This is a genomic window from Arthrobacter sp. CG_A4 (assembly GCF_035985125.1).
GTDB lineage: Bacteria > Actinomycetota > Actinomycetes > Actinomycetales > Micrococcaceae > Arthrobacter.
Genome location: NZ_JAXCID010000009.1, coordinates 32,436 through 52,896 on the forward strand (window position 1 = coordinate 32,436; position 20,461 = coordinate 52,896).

A 20,461-nucleotide genomic window follows, 5' to 3' on the forward strand; every position below is an offset into this window, starting at 1 on the left:
GGGAAGTGATTCGGCCGGACGCGCAGACAGAAAGGCCCCGCCCGCTCCTTTGCAGGAGTGGACGGGGCCTTTGAGCTAGTACCTAGACGCTGGGCGCGATCTCCGGGATGACCGGCTTGGAAGTGCCGGCGAAGGTGAACTTGGCGTCGTCTCCTTCGCCGTCCACACCCACCACCACGATGTCGCCGGCGTTGAGCTCGCCGAAGAGGATCCGCTCGGAGAGCTGGTCCTCGATCTCGCGCTGGATGGTGCGGCGCAGCGGCCGGGCACCCATGGCGGGATCGTAGCCGCGGGTTGCCAGCAGCACCTTGGCCGCGGACGTGAGCTCGATGCCCATGTCCTTGTCCTTCAGCCGCTTCTCCAGCCGGCCAACGAACATGTCAACGATCTCGATGATTTCGTCCTGGGTCAGCTGCGGGAAGACCACAACGTCGTCAACACGGTTCAGGAACTCGGGGCGGAAGTGCTGCTTGAGCTCCTCCGTGACGCGGGCGCGCATCCGGTTGTAGCCGGTCTGCGTGTCCGTACCGGACTGGAAGCCGGTGGCCACACTCTTGGAGATGTCCCGGGTGCCGAGGTTCGTGGTCATGATGATCACGGTGTTCTTGAAGTCAACCACGCGGCCCTGGGAGTCGGTCAGCCGGCCGTCTTCCAGAATCTGCAGCAGCGAGTTGAAGAGATCGGCGTGTGCCTTCTCCACTTCGTCGAACAGGACCACGGAGAACGGACGACGGCGGACCTTCTCGGTCAGCTGTCCGCCTTCCTCGTAGCCCACGTAGCCCGGAGGGGCGCCGAAGAGGCGGGACACTGTGTGCTTCTCCGAGTACTCGGACATGTCCAGGGTGATCAGCGCGTCTTCATCGCCGAACAGGAACTCGGCAAGGGCCTTGGCCAGTTCGGTCTTGCCGACGCCCGTGGGGCCGGCGAAGATGAAGGAGCCGCCCGGCCGCTTCGGGTCCTTGAGGCCTGCACGGGTGCGGCGGATCGCCTGGGACAGGGACTTGATGGCCTCATCCTGGCCGACGACCCGCTTGTGCAGCTCGTCTTCCATCTTCAGCAGCCGCGAGGATTCTTCCTCCGTCAGCTTGAAGACCGGAATGCCGGTCGAGTTCGCGAGCACCTCCGCGATGAGATCCTCATCAACTTCGGAGATGTCATCCATGCCGCCGGTCTTCCACTGGCGTTCCTTCTCGGCCCGCTCGGCAATGAGCTTCTGCTCCTTGTCGCGCAGCGAGGCGGCACCCTCAAAGTCCTGCGCATCAATCGCGGATTCCTTCTCCAGCTTCATCGCGGCAATCTTCTCGTCCATGACCTTGAGCTCCGGCGGGGCTGTCATCCTGCGGATGCGCAGCCGGGCGCCGGCCTCATCGATCAGGTCAATCGCCTTGTCCGGCAGGAAACGGTCCGAGACGTAACGTTCGGACAGGCTCGCGGCCGCCGCGAGGGCGCCGTCGGTGATGGTGACGCGGTGGTGTGCCTCGTACCGGTCACGGAGTCCCTTGAGGATCTCGATCGTGTGCGCGACAGAGGGTTCCTTGACCTGGATCGGCTGGAAGCGGCGTTCCAGGGCGGCATCTTTCTCGATGTGCTTCCGGTACTCATCCAGCGTGGTGGCGCCGATGGTCTGGAGCTCCCCGCGGGCCAGCATGGGCTTCAGGATCGAGGCCGCATCGATGGCGCCTTCGGCTGCGCCGGCACCCACGAGGGTGTGGATTTCATCGATGAACAAGATGATGTCGCCGCGGGTGCGGATCTCTTTGAGGACCTTCTTGAGGCGCTCCTCGAAGTCGCCGCGGTAGCGGGAGCCGGCCACCAGGGACCCGAGGTCCAGGGTGTACAGCTGCTTGTCCTTGATGGTTTCCGGGACGTCGCCCCGGACGATCGCCTGGGCGAGGCCTTCGACGACGGCGGTCTTGCCGACGCCGGGCTCACCAATCAGCACCGGGTTGTTCTTGGTCCGGCGGGACAGGATCTGCATGACGCGTTCCATCTCGGATTCGCGGCCGATCACAGGGTCCAGCTTGTTTTCGCGGGCAGCCTGGGTCAGGTTGCGGCCGAACTGGTCCAGGACGACTGAACCGGCGGGGGTTCCTTCCGCCTGGCCCGGGCCAACGCCGGCGCCGGTGGTTTCCTTGCCCTGGTAACCCGAGAGCAGCTGGATCACCTGCTGGCGCACACGGTTGAGGTCCGCACCGAGCTTGACCAGCACCTGGGCGGCAACGCCCTCACCCTCGCGGATGAGGCCGAGCAGGATGTGCTCGGTGCCGATGTAGTTATGGCCGAGCTGCAGGGCCTCGCGCAGCGAAAGTTCCAGCACCTTCTTAGCTCGCGGCGTGAAGGGGATGTGGCCGGACGGGGCCTGCTGGCCCTGGCCGATGATCTCCTGTACCTGCTCCCGGACGCCGTCGAGCGAAATGCTCAAGGACTCAAGGGCTTTGGCGGCAACACCTTCACCTTCATGGATCAGACCCAAGAGGATGTGTTCGGTACCAATGTAATTGTGGTTCAGCATGCGTGCCTCTTCTTGGGCAAGCACAACTACGCGACGGGCACGGTCCGTAAATCGCTCAAACATTTTCGCCACACTCCTAGCTACGACGTACCTTGATGCTACGTGGCTGGCTTCCGGATTTGGGGCTTGTTCGCCACAGGGGAAACCGGGGCGCAACCCCCGCGTCACACGGCGACCCGACGGCGGATACCACGACGACCCGAAGGCTGCCCGCCTGCGGGGCCGGCGCGACCGCCCGGCGCTGCACGGGCGGCACTGCTTCACGGGCGGCACTGCTTCACGGGCGGCGCCCGGCGCTGATCCAGAATCCTGGGCGGGTCCTTGATATGGAGGTTCCCGGGCTCCGGCTCGACGCTCCTGCCCAGTTACTTCCACGCGCACCGGCCGGCGCCCACGGAATCCCGGGTCTGACAGGGGGTTTGACAGGGGTTCGACTGGGGTTCCGGAACCGAGCAACCGGGCTGGAACGTCGCCACTTGGGGCTCCTAAAAAAGGTATCGGGAGCAAGGACGCACGCAGCAACCCCGCCGCTGCGCATGTCCAGCGGCGGGGCTTCGTGGCTGCGGGCCGGCAGATCCTTCGGGACCTGGTGGTTTGCGGGGCGGCCGCATGCCACCGATTCGCCGCAGATGGCCGGGATGACAGTCTCATAGCGGCCATCTGTGGCGAATGGGCTAAATCGCCGGAATCAAGCCACTCCTCACGACGTCGCATCAACCCCGGCCAGCAGCCGGAAGCGGCCGGCGTCGGCACCCGCATCGGCGGCAACCGGCGGCACCGGCGGCAAAAGGCCGCCACCAACAAACGATGCCCCGACCCGAAGGCCAGGGCATCGTTGCTACAGCAGCGGCATCCGCCTAGGAATTCGCTTTCTGGTACGCTTCCTGAATTTCGGCCTGGATACGTCCCCGGCTGTTTACCGAGTAGCCATTGTCGCGGGCCCACTGACGGATCTGCGCGGAGTTCTGGTTGCGGCCGCTCATGACCTTGGTGCGCGTGGCACGGCCGCCGGAGGTCTTGCGTGCATGTGAAACAAAGCGCTCGACTGCAGAGCGGAGTTCCGCCGCATTATCCGACGACAGGTCAATTTCGTAGCTGACACCATCGACGCCGAACCGGACAGTCTCGTCCGCGGATCCCCCATCCAGGTCATCTACGAGGATGATTTTTACCTTCTGTGCCATTAAGGACTCTCTTTCCAATGAGGATGAGGATTTACAAAAGCAGGATGTATCTGCTGAAAGTATCCTCCGCTTTACGGCCGTGAGTCAAAGCGGTAAAAATTCTCCAAAGGAAATCCAAAGGATGGAATGGGCCGCTATTTGTTCGGGCCGCCGGAATGACCGTCTTCGCGAACGGTATCCGACTCCTGGGCCTTTCCCTCGGCTTCCGCCTGGGCGCGCGCTTCGGCCTGGCGCTCCGATTTGTCGGCATTGAAAATAGATTTCATCGCGAACCAGAAAATAAGGCCGACGACGACGGAGGGCAACAATACGGCGATGTACTCCATGCTCAGTTTCCTTCGGGCTTCAGGAGGGGGAATAGGATGGTCTCGCGGATGCCTGCGCCGGTGAAGAGCATCACCAGCCGGTCGATGCCCAGGCCGATTCCGCCCATGGGCGGCGCGCCGTATTCAAGTGCGCGGAGGAAGTCCTCGTCCAGCTGCATGGCCTCAACGTCGCCTGCGGCTGAGCGGCGGGACTGTTCGGTGAGCCGCTCGCGCTGGATCACCGGGTCGATCAGTTCTGAGAATGCCGTGCCACGCTCCATGCCGCCAATGATGAGGTCCCAGGCCTCGATCAGCCGGTCATCCTTGCGGTTCTGGCGGGCCAGCGGCTGCGCGGAGGGCGGGTAGTCGTAGACGAAGGTGGGGTTGAGCAGGGTCGGCTCGACGAGTTCACCGAAGAGCTCCACGACGAGCTTCTCGGCGTCCCAGTCGGCGTCGATCTTGACGTCGTGCTTTGCGGCGAGCGCCAGCAGCTCCGGGACGGTGGTGTCCAGGGTGACTTCCTGGCCGACGAACTCGGAGAGTCCCGGGTACACCGCCAGCCAGGCCCAGTCGCCGTCGAGGTTGATCTCGCCGGCTTCGGTCTGCAGCACCCGGCCCACCCCGGCGGCGCCGGCGGCGTCGAGGATGAGTTCCTTGATCCGGTCCGCCATCACGAACTGGTCGGCCCAGGCCTCGTAGCTCTCCAGCGTCGTGAATTCCGGGCTGTGGGTGGAGTCCACGCCTTCGTTGCGGAACACCCGGCCCATGTCGTAGACGCGGTCGATCCCGCCGACGACGGTGCGCTTAAGGTACAGCTCGGTGGCGATGCGCAGTGTCATCTTCTGGTCGAAGGCGTTCATATGCGTCTCGAACGGTCGGGCTGTGGCGCCGCCGTGGATCAGCTGCAGCATAGGGGTTTCGACCTCGACGTAGCCCTGGCGGTGCAGGGTTTCGCGGATCGAGCGGGTTATCGCGGCCCGAGTGTAAACCATTTCGCGGGCTTCGTCGCGGACGATGAGGTCCACGTAGCGCTGGCGGACGCGGGTTTCCTCATTGAGCTCGGCGTGCAGCACGGGAAGCGGGCGGAGCGCCTTGGACGCCATGGTCCAGGACCCGGCCAAAACAGAGAGCTCCCCGCGGCGGGAGGAGATGACCTCACCCTTGATGGAGACATGGTCACCCAGGTCCACGAGGGCCTTCCAGTCGGCGAGCGCTTCCTCGCCGATGTTGGCCAAGCTCAGCATGACCTGCAGCCGGATGGCCTTGCCGTCCATGCCGCCCTCCTGGAGGGTGGCGAAGCAAAGCTTGCCGGTGTTGCGGATGAAGACGATGCGGCCGGTCACACCGACGTCGTGTCCGGTAGTTTCGTCGGGCTGGAGGTGCGCGTACTTCTCCCGGATTTCAGCCAGTGAATGGGTGCGCTCAACTCCCACCGGATACGCCTCGATGCCGCGCTCAATCAGCTTGGCACGCTTCTCCATCCGGATGCGCGTCTGTTCGCTGGCGTCGTGGTGCTCGGCGGCGGTATTCGGGGCGGGGGTGTTTTGGGAAGTCACAATCCCCAAGTTTACCGGGAGATCAGGCCGCACGGGTCCTGCCCGCCCGGCACCCGCCCGGGGCATGGTGCACAAAAGCGGCAGCCCGGCGCCGTCGTCGTGCCCGGACCGGGGCGGGCTGGCGGGCGCCAGCCGTAGAATCGGTGGGCGACCCTTTCGAAAGGACCCCCTTGGCCAAGCTCTACTTCCGCTACGGCGCGATGAACTCCGGCAAGTCCACGGGCCTGCTGCAGGCCGCTTTCAACTACGAGGAGCGGGGCCAGCGGGTCCTCCTGGCCAAGCCGGATGTCGATACCAAGGGCGATTCCGACGTCGTGTCCCGCCTCGGCATGACCCGCTCGGTGGACTTCCTCATCCCGGCCGGGGCGTCCGCCCGGGAGCTGTTCTCCGCCCGGGCGCACGGCGACGATCCCGGGGCCCTGCTGGAGCATGTGGACACCCAGCCCGTGGCGTGCCTGCTGGTGGATGAGGCGCAGTTCCTTGAACCGGCCCAGGTGGACGACCTCTTCCGCATCGCAGTCCTGGACCAGGTACCGGTGCTCGCCTATGGCATCCGCACCGATTTCCGCACCCGGGCGTTCCCGGGCTCGCTCCGGCTCCTGGAGATCGCCCACACCCTCGAGGAACTCAAGACGATCTGCCGCTGCGGCCGCAAGGCGATCTTCAACACCCGCCGGATCGGGGACCATGTGGTGTTCGACGGCGACCAGATCGCCATCGACGGCCAGGACGTCCGGTACGAGTCGCTCTGCGGATCCTGCTACCTCGAGGTCTCCGGCGGGCGGCTGGGCAACTGACGTTTCCGGACCGGAGGGAGGCCTACTCCTCGGTAGCTACAGCCTCGGATAGGCTCGGAGCATGACCCGCGAGAACATCAGAACCCCCGACGGCGGAACCATCGAGCTTTACAGCACCGGCGCCGAGCTCGCCTCGGCGGGTTCCGGCGTCGTCGTCGTGCTGGCCTCAATGGTGACAGCCGCCGACTACAACCGTTTCGCCCAGAAACTCAGCGCTTCGCTGGGGCGGCCGGTCCACTCCTTCAACCGGCGCGGCCGCGGCTCCTCCTCCCCGCAGCCGGAGGACTACACCCTGGATGTGGACATCCACGACCTCGATGCGGTGATGAAACACACCTCCAGCACGGACGTCTTTGGCCACAGCTTCGGCGGGGCCGTGGCACTGCACGCCGCCCGCACCCTCCCGGTGGAGCGACTGGCGGTATACGACCCCGCGGTGTCCGTGAACCATAGCGTCACCGCGGACTGGACAACCGAATACGAGCGGGCGACGGCCGCCGGTGACGATGACCGGGCCCTCGCCGTCCTGCTCAAGGGCCTCGAGACCGGCCGTGCCCTGTCCCGGATGCCGCTGTCCATGCTGACGCTGGCCAACAAGCTCGCCTCTGGTACCCCGATCGGCAAGCAGATGCGCGAACTTATGCAGACCGGCGTCCGCGAGATCAAGGCGATCATCGCCGCCGACATGCCCGCCGAGCCGTTCCTCGCTCTGCCGCTGGAGACGCTCATTATTGTGGGTGAGAAGAGTCCGGCGTACTTCGGCGTGGCCTGCGCCCAGATCCACGACGTGCTTTCCGGCTCCAGCTACACGATCCTGCCGGGCATGGGGCACGACGGCGTCAATAAGGCACCGGACAAGCTCATCGCCGAACTGAGCGAGTTCTTCGCAAGCTAGCCCACCCAAAAAGCAACGCGGGGTCACTTAGCGCCCATTCCGGACCTCCGGACGGGCGCTAAGTGACCCCGCGTTGGGGTTAATTGGGCTACTGGGTGGCGGGGTGTTCCGTTGCGGCGGTCTTGCGCATCAGGGCAGCCAGCACGACGGCGGCGAGGGCTATGGCGGACGCCGTCAGGAACGCCGTGTGCATGCCGGCGACGATTCCGGAAGTAGCGGACACGACGGCGTAGATGGAGACCAGCAGCGCTGTTCCGGCAGCTCCGGCCACCTGCTGCAGGGTGCTCAAAATGGCCGACCCGTGGGAGTAGAGATGCGGCGGCAGCGGATTCAGCCCCGTGGTGAACGCCGGCGTGAAAATCAGCGCCAGCCCCAGGCTGAAGCCCACGTGCAGCGCGATGATCCAGCCGACCGGCGTGGCCGCGTCCAGCAGGGAGAACTGGAACAAGGCCAGCACCAGCAGCGTCGATCCTGTGACTGTGAGCGGCAGCGGGCCAACCTTGTCGAAGAGCCGGCCGATGACCGGTCCCAGCAGGCCCATGGCGAGGCCGCCGGGCAACAGGGTGAGGCCTGTCTCCAGCGACGTCAGCCCGCGGATCTCCTGCAGGTAGAGGGGCAGGAGGATCACCGCGCCGAACAGTGCGATCATGGCGACCACGAGCAGGAGCACGGACACCGTGAACATCCGGAAGCTGAACGCGCGCAGGTCCAGCAGGGGCGCATCGGACTTCTGCAGCCTCAGCTGCCGGAGCACAAACGCCAGCATGGCCACGGCGCCGATGGCCAGCGCCGCCACGGCGGCGGAACCCGTCCCGCCCTGTCCGCCACCGATCTGGCTGAGTCCGTACACCAGCCCGCCGAAAGCGGGAACTGTCAGCAGCACGGACAGGGCATCTAGCCGGGTCTTCTCGTTTTCACCGATGTTCGTCAGGTACCGGGCGCCGATGGCGAAGGCGGCAAGGGCGATCGGCAGGACAAAGACGAACAAAAAGCGCCAGGAAAAGTGCTCCAGAATCAGGCCGGAAACGGTGGGGCCCATGGCCGGCGCCACCGAGATGGCGATGCTGACGTTTCCCATCACCAGGCCGCGGCGCGACACCGGGACCAGGGTGAGAATGGTGGTCATCAGCAGGGGCAGCATGATCGCCGTGCCGCTGGCCTGAACGATCCGGGCCAGCAGGAGGATTTCGAATCCCGGAGCCAGCGCCGCGAGCAGCGTGCCGCCGGAGAACAGGCCCATGGCCAGCATAAAGACGGCGCGGGTTGACAAACGCTGCAGGATGAAGCCCGTCGTGGGGATCACCACGGCCATGGTGAGCATAAAGCCCGTGGACAGCCACTGCACGGTGGGCGCGTTGACCCCAAGCTCCACCATCAGCCGCTGGAGGGCGACGTTCATGATGGTCTCGTTGAGGATCACCACGAACGTGGCCACCAGCAGCGTGGCGATGATGGTGACCGATTCCCTGGACATCTTCGACGGCGGCGCCGCTGGCTTCTTCCCGGCCGCCTTGGTCTGGACGGCGTGGGTCGGGACGGCCTGCGCGGGATCGCCGCCGGCCTTTGTAGAGACGTCTGTAGACATGGGGGTTCCCTCTGGAAGTGCGAAAATGGGGTCCGGCAAATGGGGTCCGGATGTGGCTGCGTATTGGTGTCCACTGCATGTGCAAACAGACGATCCCCTGGCGTAATTCCCGCTCCGCCAGGATTTCCGTTTGTGGCGGCTTCGGGTCTGCTTTGGGTCGGCGCGGGGACGGCAGCTGCGATACACACCAACCGCTCCCACGTGGAATCCCTCCACAACCACGGATCTTCCTGACGTAGCTGGCGTGACTTCAGTTGAGGACGCCAGCGGTTCGCCAAGGATGGCCGGGATGTCGATCCCAGAGGGGCCACTTATGGCGAATGGGTGCAGATACGCAGCCTCCAGGCTGTTGCTCCTGACTCCCTCTGACCGCTCTGTGGTTGAGTAGCCCCATGGATAGCAACTATGTCAATGGGGGCGGCGTGTGGTTGGCCGTCGCGCTGATCAACGCCGGACTGGCCGAGCAGAAAAACCGGAGCCGGTTGGCGTAGTTCTTCACTTCCATGTTCCTCGGGCCAATTGCGACGCTACTGATCGTGGTCTTGCCGCGACCACTGCCGGCCGGCCCACGATGAGCGGACCCCGAAAATGCAACGCGGGGTCAGATCCGGCCCATGGATGGCGTCGGCATGGGCGCTAAGTGACCCCGCGTTGCTTCGTTTATGAATTCAGCGGAATGTTGTCGATCAGCCGGACCGGGCCGACCGTGGCCGCTAGGAGTGCCAGGCCCTCGCCGCGGAACGGTGTGTCCCGGCAGTTCTCGGCCAGCGGATCCAGCGTGCCCGGATCCACCACGTCGAAGTAGTCCAGGTCCACGAGCGGCTGCGATGCCACCAGCGCCTGCGCGGATTCCAGGTCCAGCGGCTCGTGGGCGTTGGCCCGTTCCTCGATCAGGCGCAACGCCCGGGACAGCACCAGGGCAGCCTCGCGTTCTTCCGCCGAAAGGAACCGGTTGCGGCTGGAGAGTGCCAACCCGTCCGCGGAACGCACGATCGGCACCGCGACGATTTCCACCGGGAAGTTCAGGTCCGCCACCATACGCTTGACCAGGGCCAGTTGCTGGGCGTCTTTCTGGCCGAAGTACGCCCGGTAGGCCGGCAGCCTTGTGCCCGCGGCCGCGCCGGGCATGCCGAAGTGCAGCAGCTTGGCCACAACCGTCAGGGCGCCGTCGAAATGCCCGGGGCGGACCGCACCTTCCCATTTCTCGGCCATCGGCCCCGCGGCGATCCGGACCTTCGGCGCCCCGCCGGGGTAGACCTCCTCCACGCTCGGCGCGAACACCAGGTCCACGCCCTCGGCGTCGAGCAGGGACAGGTCCGCTTCCAGCGAGCGGGGGTATCGTTCCAGGTCAGCGGCCTCGCCGAACTGCAGCGGATTGACGAAGATGCTGACCACCACGACGTCGTTCTGGGCGACGGCGGTGCGCGCCAGTTGGGCATGTCCCTCGTGGAGGGCGCCCATCGTGGGCACCAGACCCTGCGAGCTGCCGCTTTTCTGCGCGAGCAGGCGGGCGCTTTCGCTGCGGAGCCGGGCAGCCGTCGTCACGAGTTGGATCGCCAAGTTTATGGACCTTCCTTAAGGTTGCGGGCCATCACGGTCCGGGCCCTCAAGCGCCCGGCGGATGCCCTCGAGCTGGTCCGGCAACAGCCGCCCGCGGAGTTCGGCCCGTCGGGCGGTGGCCCGCGCCATGGCCAAGTATGCCTCCAGAATATCGCCGCCGGCACCGCCGTCGTACTCCCGCAGGGCCTCGGCGTGCGCGGCCACCGTGCCGGTATCCCCGCGGGCCACGGGCCCGGTGAGGGCCGATTCGCCCGAGGCGAGGGCGTTTTCCAGGGTGGCGCGCAGCAGCGGTCCCAGCATGCGTTCCGGGGAGTCGACGCCGACGTCCCGGAGCAGCTGCGCGGCCTGGGCGACGAGGGTCACAAGGTGGTTCGAGCCGTGCGCCAGGGCCGCGTGGTAGAGGGTGCGGTCGGCCTCGGCGATGGCAACGGGCTCCGCGCCCATCTCCACGACGAGGGCCTGCGCGATCGGCAGCATCGCGGCGTCGGCCGTGACGCCGAAGGTGCAGTCAAGCAGCCGGGTGAGGTCCAGGCTCATGCCGGTGAACGTCATCGCGGGGTGCAGCGCCAGCGGGATGGCACCAACGGAGCGGACCGGGTGCAGGATCCCGACGCCGAAGCGGCCCGAGGTGTGTGCCACCAGCTGCCCGGGCTGCCAGGCGCCGAGTTTCGCCAGGCCCTCCACGAGCGGGCCGAGTGCGTCGTCGGGAACCGCCAGGAGCACCAGTTCGGCGCGCTCGACGATGTCCTGCACGTCCAGCACCGGTACGCCGGGAAGCAGGGTTTCCGCGCGTTCACGGCTGGCATCCGACACCGCGGAGACGCCGACGACGGCGTGTTCGGCACCGCGCAGGGCCGCCCCAAGGACGGCGCCGACCTTGCCGGCGCCGATGATTCCGACGCCGAGGCGTCCTGGCTTAGCCATGTCGCGGGCCTTCCGTATCGCTGAGGTCGTCCCGGTGATCAGGCGTGCCGGGGCCGGGCTCCGCCACCGGCACTGGCTCCACCACGAGCGGCCGGACCTGGACGAGCCAGTGCTCGCTGGTCTGCCGCTTCCTGGCCGCGCGGGCCCTGGCGGATTGTGCCTCGAGCAGTGCCCTGCCCTCGTCGAGGCCGGCCTGGATGAGTCTCGGAGCCACCGGACCGGCCGTGGTGTGCAGGACGAGGTCTGCCACGCCGAAGCGGCGGGCCAGCGGGCCCTGTTGCAAGGCCATGGACTGCGTGCGCTGGTGCGGAACCAGCACGAGGTGCCGCCACCAGCGGCCCGAACGGATCAGCAGCGCCGTGTCCGTGGCGGTGAAGCCGTTGCGCCGCCAGCCCAGCGGCGCCAGCCGCCGCGCACGCCGCGGCGTGGTGATGAAACCGCCGTCGTCCGCCGGACCGGCACCGGGAGCGGGAGCGGGAGCAGCGGAAGCATTGGCCAGGCCGTTGATGCCGGCCGTGAAGACGCGGATGGGGTCGGGGGTGCCGGGATCGGGAAGCACCAGGGACAGCATGGTGAGCACCTCCGGGAAGGTCCCCACCGGCAGGAGCGTGGTCCGGGATGAACTTTCGCCGTTGCTGCCGGCGGCGCCGTACCCGGCCACGCTGACCTGGATCCGGTACCAGCCGAAGATCCGCCAAAGCGGCGGCTGGCTGACCCGCAGCGCCTGGATCCGGCCCGGCGGCAGGGTTTGCGCCTGAGTGTCCAGCAGCCCGTAGCGCAGCCGGATTCCGTCCGGGGAGATGGCGGCGGTGAAGTTGTAGCCCTTGTTGAACGAGGACCAGTAGGCGGCCACGAGGCCCAGGCCGGCCGGGATGAGGTAGAAAAAGAAGCCGCGGTTCTCGGTGACGGCGGACAGCACCACGGAGGCCACCGCGCCCAGCGCGACGCCCACGCTCTGTTCGCTCAGCAGCAGGGAACCGACCAGGCGCCGCGGCGCGACGGTGAGCACGGCGTATTCGGGCGCCTCCGCGACAGCGGCCTGCGGGCGCTCGGGATCGGGCACCACACCCGCCGCGCGGGCCAGGATGGTGGCCCGGAGCTGCCGGGCCTCGTCCATCCGAAGATATGCCAGCCGTACCGCGGACTCACCGGCGTCGGCCACCTCGAATTTGAGTTCGGCCAGGCCAAAAATCCGGGCCAGCAGCGGCTGCACGATGTCGATCGCCTGGACCCGGTCCAGCCGGGCCTGCCGCTGCTGCTTGAAGAGGAAGCCGGTGTTGACCCGGACGTAGCCCCCCGCCACCTGATAGCGGGTGAAGTACCAGCTCAGGACGAAGCCGAGCACGGCGAGCAGCAGCACGGCACCGCCGCCGACCAGCAGCCAGGGCGCCCGGCCCGCGGCCTCCTCGTCGATGAGCGGACCGCCCCGGAGCATCCGCTCGAAGGTGTCGCGGCCGACGAAGAACCCGATCGCGGCCAGCGCAAACCAGCCGCGGACGAACGGCGAGGCCGGATGCACACGCAGCCACGCGCCGTCGGGCGTCGCCGCACCCCCGGCGCCGGAGGTCAGTGCCACGCCGGTACCGCCCCCGTTCACAGGAGCCCCATTCACAGCAGGCCCGTTCACGGCCGCCCCGTCACAGTCCGGCCAGCCGGGCTTCGCCGCGGGCGGAGAGCTGCTCGCGGAGCCGCGCGCCCTCCCCGGCGGGCAGGCCCGGGATTTCCGCGCGGGTGCCGGCTGATGCTGTGTGCAGCTTCAGGGTGCACAGGCCCAGGCCGCGTTCCACCGGCCCGGCGCCGATGTCGACGTACTGCATGCGACCGTAGGGCACCACGAGGGTGCGCTGGAAGAAGATGCCCTGGCGGATGAGCAGATCGTCCTCCCGCTCGGCGTAGCCGATTGAACGCACCTGCCGCGGGATGAGCACCAGCCGCCACAGGGCCAGGAGCAGCATGGCAGCGGGAACCGTGACCGCCAGCCAGAGCGGCGGCCACGTCCATGCTCCGCTGAGAACAAGGACCAGCGGCAGTGAGAGGACGGCGACGGCGATGAGGTTGCCGATCGCCCAGCCGGCCATCCGGACTGTGATGTACTTCGGGGAAACCCGCAGCCAATCGATGCCCGGCGGATCAATCGCCTCGGTACGCATATTCGCCTTCCGTTTTGGGTTTACGCTTTTCCTGCAGACCGGGTGCCGTGCCGGCGTCGCCGTCTTCCGGGGGAATCCGGCAGAACCGTTCCACCACCAGCCCCACCACAATCATGGCCAGGCCGCCGGCTGCCATGATCAGGGCCTGCCAGGTGAGGCTCTGGTCGCTGCGGAGGTTCCAGAGCCGTAGCTGGTCAACGAAGATCCCCATGTGCCAGCCCAGCAGCACGGCACCGGTGTAGGCGCAGGCCTGCGCAAGGACAAGCGTCCACGCGGCCAGGATCGGGTTGAGCATTGTTTTCTTCCTGCCGTTGCGCCAGCGGAGCACCCGGACCCCCAGCACCAGGGTAAGCGCAACGATCACGCCCATGGTGATCAGCCCGGTCACCGGCAGCACCGGGGTATTGAGGCTGTACCGGGTGGTCAGCAGGGCGGCGAGCCAGCCCAGGACTCCCACGGCCACGCCAATGACCAGCAGCAGCAGGGGGTTGGTCAGCTTCATGACTCCGCTCCGGCCACGCCGTGCGGCTCGCCGAAGCCGTCGAAAGGCACGAGGTCGGCGAAGTCGGCGGCCCGGGCTGCGAGCTCGCCCACCCGTTCACCGTTCAGCTCGGCCGCGGGATCGATGAGTGACCACGGGTACAGCACGAAGGCCCGCTCCGCGGCGCGCGGATGGGGAAGCGTCAGCTCCGGATCGGCAGAGGCCAGGTCCCCGTACGTGATGACGTCCACGTCCAGGGTGCGCGGTCCCCAGCGCACCCCACGTACCCGCAGGTGCTTCTTTTCCACAGCTTGGCAGTGCCGCAGCAGCCCCTCCGGTAAAAGGCTGGTTTCGACGGCGATCACCATGTTCAGGAAGTCCGGCTGGCCCGGCGGCCCGCCCACAGCCTTCGTCTGCACGATCGGCGAGATGGCCAGGAGGCGGACCTCGGGCGGGTCGACCAGGTCCGCGACGGCGGACGAGAGGGTGTCGCTGCGCTCCCCCAGGTTGCTGCCGAGCGCCAGCACGGCCCGGGTGTAATTCATGGCTGCCCCTGCCGGGTCCGGTGGACGCTGACGGAAACGTCGCCGAACTCGACTTCGATGGGGGCTTTGGGTTTGTGCACGGTGATGTCGACCGCGGCCACCGGGAACCGCCGCAGCACGTCCTCGGCGATCCGCACGGCCAGCGCCTCGATCAGGTTCAGCGGCTCCCCGGTGATCCAGCCCCGGATACTCTCGGCCACTTCACCGTAGTGGGCGGTGTCCAGGACATTGTCGGACTCGGCGGCCCGGCTGAAGTCCAGGTGCAGCACGGCATCGACGACGAACGGCTGGCCGTTGCGCCGCTCAAAATCAAACACCCCGTGATGGCCGACGGCGGTGACACCGCTCAGCGTGATCTGGTCCATGATGGCTGCCGGTTCAGTTGTGGCCGGGCGCGGCGCCCGGTGTCCCGGCGGTCATCCGGGCGGCGACCTTGACGGCGTCAAGGGTGGGGCCGACGTCGTGCACGCGGACCGCCCAGGCACCCCGGTAGGCGCTGATGGCGGTGACAGCTGCGGTGGCGGCGTCCCGTTCGGCCGGCGGCGCGGCTTTGCCGGCGACGATCAGGAGGCTGCCCAGGAAACGCTTGCGAGAGGCTGCGACCAGGACCTTGTGGCCCATGCCCTGCAGCACGTCCAGATGCCTGAGCAGTTCCCAGTTCTGCACATCGGTTTTGGCGAAGCCCAACCCCGGGTCCACGATGATCTGCTCCGGGGCGACGCCCGCGGCGTAGAGCTTGTCCCGGACGCCGGCGAGTTCCGCCGCGACGTCCTCGGCGACGTTTCCGTACTCGGTCAGGGAATCCATGGTGCTTGCGTTCCCGCGGCGGTGCGTGAGGATGTAAGGGGCCTTGCTGCGGGCCACGAGCTCCGCCATCTCGGGTTCCATGGTGAGACCGGAGACGTCGTTGATGATTGTGGCGCCGATGGCCAGGGCGGCCGCCGCGGTGACGGCGTGGGTCGTGTCGATGCTGATCAGGGCGCCGGCCTTGGCCAGGGCGGCAATCACGGGCAGGACCCGCTCCTGCTCTTCCTGGGCGCTGACTCCGGTGGCGCCTGGACGGGTGGATTCGCCGCCGACGTCGATGATGTCCGCGCCGCTGTAGAACATCCGCAGGCCCGCGGCGATGGCGGCGTCTGCGGTGGCGTGGTGGCCGCCGTCGCTGAACGAATCGGGGGTGACATTGAGGATGCCCATCACGAGCGTCCGGTCCGTGGGCAAATCCTTAAAATTCGCTGCCGGGCGTGCTTTGCGCATGACGGGAAGGGGCGAGGTGGCGGGACCGGTGCCCGGGGCTGCAGCTAGGGAGTCCATAGTCAGTGTTCTTACCTTCCGATGATGAGGCTCATGGCCTCGGCGCGGGTGGCCGGGTCATGGAGTTGCCCGCGTACTGCGCTGGTGACGGTCTTGGCGCCGGGCTTGCGGATGCCGCGCATGGACATGCAGAGATGTTCGCATTCGACGACGACGATCGCGCCGCGCGGTTTGAGGTGGGTGACGAGAGCTTCGACGATCTGGGTGGTCAGCCGTTCCTGGACCTGCGGGCGCCGGGCGAACATGTCCACCAGCCGCGCCAGCTTGCTCAGGCCGGTGACCTTCCCCTCGCGCGAGGGGATGTAGCCGACGTGGGCCACGCCGTGGAACGGGACGAGGTGGTGCTCGCAGGTGGAGTAGAACGGGATGTCCTTGACCAGGACCAGTTCCTCGTGGTCCAGGTCGAAGGTGGTCCCGAGGATTTCGGCCGGATCATGGTGCAGTCCGGCGAACATCTCGGCGTACGCCTTGGCCACCCGCTTCGGAGTGTCCAGCAGGCCGCTGCGGTCCGGGTCCTCCCCGATAGCCAGCAGGATCTCGCGGACCGCAGCCTCGATCCGCGGGTGGTCCACCACGGTGGTACCGGAAACCTGACCTCCCGCCGCCAAAGAACCGGTGGCGGGAGCGTCGTCGTCGTTGCTGAATGAAGTCACGGAAGAAGCTTAGCCGGGACGTCCATCAGGCCCGAGATCGGTGACACCACCGCCCTGGAACGGCTCCTGTCCGGAGACTCCCTGGGCGTGCGGCGGGAAGGTGTCCAGCGGCTCGGTGAGGCGGGCCTCGGTGGCCTCTTCCTGCGCTTCGCGTTCGGCCTTCTCGCGGCGTGACTCCACCGGGCCGGCCTCCCGGATGGGGCGGGTCTCCTTGGACAGCCAGACCTCACGGAAATCGCGCTTCCGGATATTGACGAAGACCTCCGCGATTTCGGCCTGGTTCAGGGTTTCGCGCTCGAGCAGTTCCAGGGCCAGCTGATCAAGGACGTCACGGTTCTCGATGAGGATGGCATAGGCCTCGTCGTGGGCCCCGTCAATCAGGCGGCGCACTTCCTCATCGACGATATAGGCGATCTGGTCCGAGTAGTTGCGCTCGTGGCCTGCGTCGCGGCCCAGGAAGGGCTCGCCGCCGCCCTGGCCGAGGCGGACGGCGCCGACGCGCTCACTCATGCCGAACTCGGTGACCATCCGGCGGGCAATTCCGGTGGCCTTCTCGATGTCGTTCGACGCACCGGTGGACGGGTCGCGGAAGACCAGCTCCTCGGCCACCCGGCCACCCATGGCATAGGCCATCTGGTCGAGCAGTTCGTTGCGGGTCACGGAGTACTTGTCATTCTCCGGGACCACCATGGTGTAGCCCAGTGCCCGGCCGCGGGGCAGGATGGTGATCTTGGTGACCGGGGCCGAGTTCCGCAGTGCCGCGGCAACCAGGGCGTGCCCGCCTTCGTGGTAGGCGGTGACCTTGCGCTCATGTTCCTTCATGACGCGGCTGCGTTTCTGCGGGCCGGCCATGACGCGGTCGATCGCCTCGTCCAGGGCACGGTCGTCGATCAGGTTGGCGTTGGACCGGGCGGTCAGCAGGGCGGCCTCGTTGAGGACGTTGGCCAGGTCCGCGCCGGTGTAACCCGGCGTCTTCTTCGCCACGGCCCGCAGGTCGACGCCGGGTGCCATCGGCTTGCCCTTCGCATGGACCGACAGGATCTGGTCCCGGCCGATCAGGTCGGGGGCCTCCACGGAGATCTGGCGGTCGAAGCGGCCCGGACGCAGCAGTGCCGGGTCGAGGACGTCGGGCCGGTTGGTGGCAGCAATCAGGATGACGTTGGTCTTGACGTCGAAGCCGTCCATTTCAACCAGCAGCTGGTTGAGGGTCTGCTCGCGTTCGTCGTTGCCGCCGCCGATGCCGGCACCGCGGTGACGTCCGACGGCGTCGATCTCGTCCACGAAGATGATGGCCGGCGCGTTGGCCTTGGCCTGTTCGAACAAATCGCGGACACGGGAGGCGCCCACGCCGACAAACATTTCCACGAAGTCCGAACCGGAGATGGAGAAGAAGGGTACGCCGGATTCGCCGGCTACCGCGCGAGCCAGGAGGGTCTTGCCGGTGCCGGGAGGGCCGTAGAGCAGCACGCCCTTGGGGATCTTGGCTCCGACAGCCTGGAACTTGGCCGGTTCCTGCAGGAATTCCTTGATCTCTTCGAGTTCCTCCACGGCCTCGTCGGCTCCGGCCACGTCGCTGAAGGTCACCTGCGGCATGTCCTTGTTGACCAGCTTGGCCTTGGACTTGCCGAACTGCATGACCTTGGATCCGCCGCCCTGCATGCGGGAGAGCAGGAACCAGAAGAGCACACCGAGCAGCAGTACCGGGATCAGGAGGGAGAACAGCCCGGCGAACCAGTTGTTCTCGACCGGCTGGTCCGTGTAGCCGCTCGGGGGCTTGGCAGCGGTCACAGCCTTGACGACGTCGGCGGCGCGGGCATTGACGTAGTAGAACTGGATGTTCTTGCCCTTGTCCTGCCCGTCGACCTGCAGGTTGTCCTTCAGGACCAGGTCCACGCGGTTCTCCGCGTCGAAGATCTTGGCCTGCTCGATCTTGCCGCCCTCAGTCAGCAGCGCCAGGCCCTTGTCCGTATCAATCCGGGCGGAGCCTCCCGGAGCCAAGGTGGCAAAGGCCAGCAGGAGCATGCCGATAACAGCGACAATCCAGATGCCCGGACCTTTGAAGAAACTCTTAGCTTTCATCTGATCGGGGCTGCCCCCGTCCCTCCTGGTAGTGCGGCACGGCGACCGAATTCTGCGCGCGTGTGGTGCTGAGTCAGCTTCAAGCTATACACCGTCCCAGTGAGTCACGCACGGTCGAGTGCAAAAGTTCCCTGTGGGCGTAGCGGGGCGGCCCTCCGGCGCGCCGGAGGCGGCCCGGCCGGGCCGGCGGAGGCGAAACAGCCGGGCCGCCGGGGCCGCGTTGGCCGCGTTGGCGGCACAACCGCGGTCCGCGGCGCCGGCCGGCTACTCGTAGACGTGCGGGGCCAGGGTGCCCACGAAGTCCAGGTTGCGGTACTTCTCGGCGTAGTCCAGTCCGTAGCCGACCACGAATTCGTTGGGGATGTCGTAGCCGACATATTTGACGTCGATCTGGACCTTGGCGGCCGTTGGCTTGCGGAAGGCGGTGCAGATTTCCACCGAGGCCGTGCCGCGTGATTCAAGGTTCGTCTTGAGCCAGGAGAGGGTGAGGCCGGAGTCGATGATGTCCTCGACGATCAGGACGTCTTTGCCCATCAGGTCGGTGTCGAGGTCCTTGAGGATGCGGACCACGCCGGAGGACTGCGTACCGGAACCGTACGAGGACACGGCCATCCAGTCCATGGACACGTGGCTGTGCAGGGCACGGGCCAGGTCGGCCATGACCATCACCGCGCCCTTGAGGACGCCGACGATCAGCAGATCGCGGCCTTCGTAGTCCTTGTCGATCTGGGCAGCGAGTTCGGTGATCCGGGTCTGGATCTGTTCCTTGGAATACAGAACGTGCTTGAGGTCTGCCTGGACGTCGTTTGAATCCACCAATAACTCCTGTGTAGATGCGGGGTCGACTATATTTGGGGCGGTTTTTGAAGCCGGAATACAAGCTTCCCACAGCGGGCGCCCCCGCGGGGAACCCCGCCGGGGCCGGACGGGCCGTCTGCGAGCAGCTGCGTGAGGGGGAGCCGGTAGACGCTGACGCCGCCGGGGAGCTCCACCGGACCGGCCGATCCGTGCCGGCGCAGCAGCGTTTCGGCGGCGAGCAGGCGCCCGTAGCTGGGCTGTTGACCGCCGACGGCGGCTGCTGCCTTGGCAATGACCCGGAACCGCAGAGCCGGGGCCAGTACGCGCAAGGCTTCTTCCGGGAGGCTGATCGTGGATCCGGACTGTTCCTGCAGCCGGGCAAAGGTGTCGTTCGCCACGTCCTCGAGGTAGTCGGCGTCGAGCTGCAGGATCGCGGCGGTCCTGGCGAGTGATTCGGCGACCCCCGGGCCGAGCTTTTCCTCGAGCAGCGGCAGCACTTCAACCCGGGTCCGCGACCGCGCAAATGCGGGGTCGGCGTTACTCGGATCGTGCCAGGGCTCCAGGGCCTCGACGTCGCAGATCGCCAGGGTATCGGCCCGGCGCAGGCCCAAAAAAGGCCGGAGCAGGCGCCCGCGAGCAGGCCGCATCCCGGCCAGGGAGCGCGTGCCGGAGCCGCGCGCCAGCCCCAGCAGCACCTGTTCGGCCTGGTCATCCAGGGTGTGGCCGAGCAGGATGACGGTGGCGCCAGCCTCGTGGGCGGCGGCTTCAAGGGCGGCATGGCGGGCATCCCGGGCGGCCGCCTCGGGACCCATGCCCGTAGGGGTAACCTCCACGTCCCTGATGTTGACGGGTGAGAGTCCGAGTTCCCGCAGAGCCGTGGCCGTGGTGGCGGCCACCCCGGCGGAACCAGGCTGCAGTTGATGGTCCACCACGACGGCGCCCACGGAGACCGGGTGGCCGTCCACGTGTCCGCGGCGGGCAAAGTACGCGGCGACGGCGGCAAGCGCCATCGAATCGGGCCCGCCGCTGCAGGCGACGAGGATCCGTTCGGGATAGCCAGCTGCGGCCAGGGCGTCCCGCAGCATCGTCCGTGCGGTGCCGACGACGGGCGCCAGCCTGCCGG

At 67.1% G+C, this 20,461-nt stretch carries 19 protein-coding genes; 2 read left to right on the forward strand and 17 right to left on the reverse strand.

Annotation, left to right across the window (positions count from 1 at the left end):
* Positions 1 to 82: 82 nt before the first annotated feature.
* The 4 genes from RCH07_RS05785 to lysS all read right to left on the reverse strand — a co-directional run bounded on the left by RCH07_RS05785 (position 83) and on the right by lysS (position 5,557).
* Complete coding sequence (locus tag RCH07_RS05785) at positions 83 to 2,575, reverse strand: ATP-dependent Clp protease ATP-binding subunit (protein WP_326966526.1); 2,493 nt, start codon at positions 2,573 to 2,575, stop codon at positions 83 to 85.
* A gap of 794 nt (positions 2,576 to 3,369) precedes the next feature.
* Positions 3,370 to 3,696 (reverse strand): histone-like nucleoid-structuring protein Lsr2, encoded by a 327-nt coding sequence (locus RCH07_RS05790; protein WP_326966527.1) that lies wholly within the window; start codon positions 3,694 to 3,696, stop codon positions 3,370 to 3,372.
* A 134-nt stretch (positions 3,697 to 3,830) separates the two neighbouring features.
* Complete coding sequence (locus RCH07_RS05795; protein WP_326966528.1) at positions 3,831 to 4,022, reverse strand: hypothetical protein; 192 nt, start codon at positions 4,020 to 4,022, stop codon at positions 3,831 to 3,833.
* 2 nt (positions 4,023 to 4,024) lie between these two features.
* The gene (gene lysS, locus RCH07_RS05800) at positions 4,025 to 5,557 is read right to left on the reverse strand and encodes a lysine--tRNA ligase (RefSeq protein WP_326966529.1); all 1,533 of its coding nucleotides are present in this window, start codon (positions 5,555 to 5,557) and stop codon (positions 4,025 to 4,027) included.
* A gap of 170 nt (positions 5,558 to 5,727) precedes the next feature.
* Here lysS and RCH07_RS05805 point away from each other — a divergent pair, with 170 nt between their 5' ends.
* Positions 5,728 to 6,354, forward strand: coding sequence for a thymidine kinase (locus RCH07_RS05805; RefSeq protein WP_326966530.1), 627 nt, complete (start codon positions 5,728 to 5,730; stop codon positions 6,352 to 6,354).
* A 61-nt stretch (positions 6,355 to 6,415) separates the two neighbouring features.
* Complete coding sequence (locus RCH07_RS05810) at positions 6,416 to 7,249, forward strand: alpha/beta fold hydrolase (protein WP_326966531.1); 834 nt, start codon at positions 6,416 to 6,418, stop codon at positions 7,247 to 7,249.
* 88 nt (positions 7,250 to 7,337) lie between these two features.
* Here RCH07_RS05810 and RCH07_RS05815 read toward each other — a convergent pair whose 3' ends face one another.
* The 13 genes from RCH07_RS05815 to tilS form a co-directional block, all read right to left on the reverse strand.
* Positions 7,338 to 8,834 carry an MDR family MFS transporter gene (locus RCH07_RS05815; protein ID WP_326966532.1) on the reverse strand — a complete coding sequence of 499 codons (1,497 nt, stop codon included), beginning with the start codon at positions 8,832 to 8,834 and terminating at the stop codon, positions 7,338 to 7,340.
* A 660-nt stretch (positions 8,835 to 9,494) separates the two neighbouring features.
* Positions 9,495 to 10,394, reverse strand: a complete 900-nt coding sequence (gene panC / locus RCH07_RS05820) for a pantoate--beta-alanine ligase (protein WP_326966533.1) — start codon at positions 10,392 to 10,394, stop codon at positions 9,495 to 9,497.
* A 15-nt stretch (positions 10,395 to 10,409) separates the two neighbouring features.
* Positions 10,410 to 11,318, reverse strand: a complete 909-nt coding sequence (locus RCH07_RS05825) for a Rossmann-like and DUF2520 domain-containing protein (RefSeq protein ID WP_326966534.1) — start codon at positions 11,316 to 11,318, stop codon at positions 10,410 to 10,412.
* Positions 11,311 to 12,915, reverse strand: coding sequence for a PH domain-containing protein (locus RCH07_RS05830; protein WP_326966535.1), 1,605 nt, complete (start codon positions 12,913 to 12,915; stop codon positions 11,311 to 11,313). The genes RCH07_RS05825 and RCH07_RS05830 overlap by 8 nt, the downstream gene beginning before the upstream one ends.
* 40 nt (positions 12,916 to 12,955) lie before the next feature.
* Entirely contained in the window at positions 12,956 to 13,468 is a 513-nt protein-coding gene (locus RCH07_RS05835; RefSeq protein ID WP_326966536.1) for a PH domain-containing protein, read from the reverse strand.
* Positions 13,449 to 13,970: a DUF3180 domain-containing protein gene (locus RCH07_RS05840; RefSeq protein ID WP_326966537.1), complete on the reverse strand. Its 522-nt coding sequence runs from the start codon at positions 13,968 to 13,970 to the stop codon at positions 13,449 to 13,451. The genes RCH07_RS05835 and RCH07_RS05840 overlap by 20 nt, the downstream gene beginning before the upstream one ends.
* On the reverse strand, positions 13,967 to 14,494 hold the full coding sequence (gene folK / locus RCH07_RS05845; protein WP_326966538.1) for a 2-amino-4-hydroxy-6-hydroxymethyldihydropteridine diphosphokinase: 528 nt from the start codon (positions 14,492 to 14,494) through the stop codon (positions 13,967 to 13,969). The genes RCH07_RS05840 and folK overlap by 4 nt, the downstream gene beginning before the upstream one ends.
* Positions 14,491 to 14,859: a dihydroneopterin aldolase gene (gene folB / locus RCH07_RS05850; protein ID WP_326966539.1), complete on the reverse strand. Its 369-nt coding sequence runs from the start codon at positions 14,857 to 14,859 to the stop codon at positions 14,491 to 14,493. Before folB ends, folK begins: the two co-directional genes overlap by 4 nt.
* Positions 14,860 to 14,872: 13 nt before the next feature.
* Positions 14,873 to 15,808 (reverse strand): dihydropteroate synthase, encoded by a 936-nt coding sequence (folP, locus tag RCH07_RS05855; protein ID WP_326966540.1) that lies wholly within the window; start codon positions 15,806 to 15,808, stop codon positions 14,873 to 14,875.
* 11 nt (positions 15,809 to 15,819) lie between these two features.
* Positions 15,820 to 16,416, reverse strand: a complete 597-nt coding sequence (gene folE / locus RCH07_RS05860; RefSeq protein ID WP_442784780.1) for a GTP cyclohydrolase I FolE — start codon at positions 16,414 to 16,416, stop codon at positions 15,820 to 15,822.
* 54 nt (positions 16,417 to 16,470) lie between these two features.
* The gene (ftsH, locus tag RCH07_RS05865) at positions 16,471 to 18,540 is read right to left on the reverse strand and encodes an ATP-dependent zinc metalloprotease FtsH (protein WP_326966541.1); all 2,070 of its coding nucleotides are present in this window, start codon (positions 18,538 to 18,540) and stop codon (positions 16,471 to 16,473) included.
* Positions 18,541 to 18,804: 264 nt separating this feature from the next.
* A complete protein-coding gene (gene hpt / locus RCH07_RS05870) occupies positions 18,805 to 19,356 on the reverse strand; it encodes a hypoxanthine phosphoribosyltransferase (protein ID WP_232082480.1) in 552 nt (183 codons plus the stop codon).
* 29 nt (positions 19,357 to 19,385) lie between these two features.
* Positions 19,386 to 20,423: a tRNA lysidine(34) synthetase TilS gene (gene tilS / locus RCH07_RS05875; RefSeq protein WP_326966593.1), complete on the reverse strand. Its 1,038-nt coding sequence runs from the start codon at positions 20,421 to 20,423 to the stop codon at positions 19,386 to 19,388.
* Between the last annotated feature and the right edge of the window lie 38 nt (positions 20,424 to 20,461).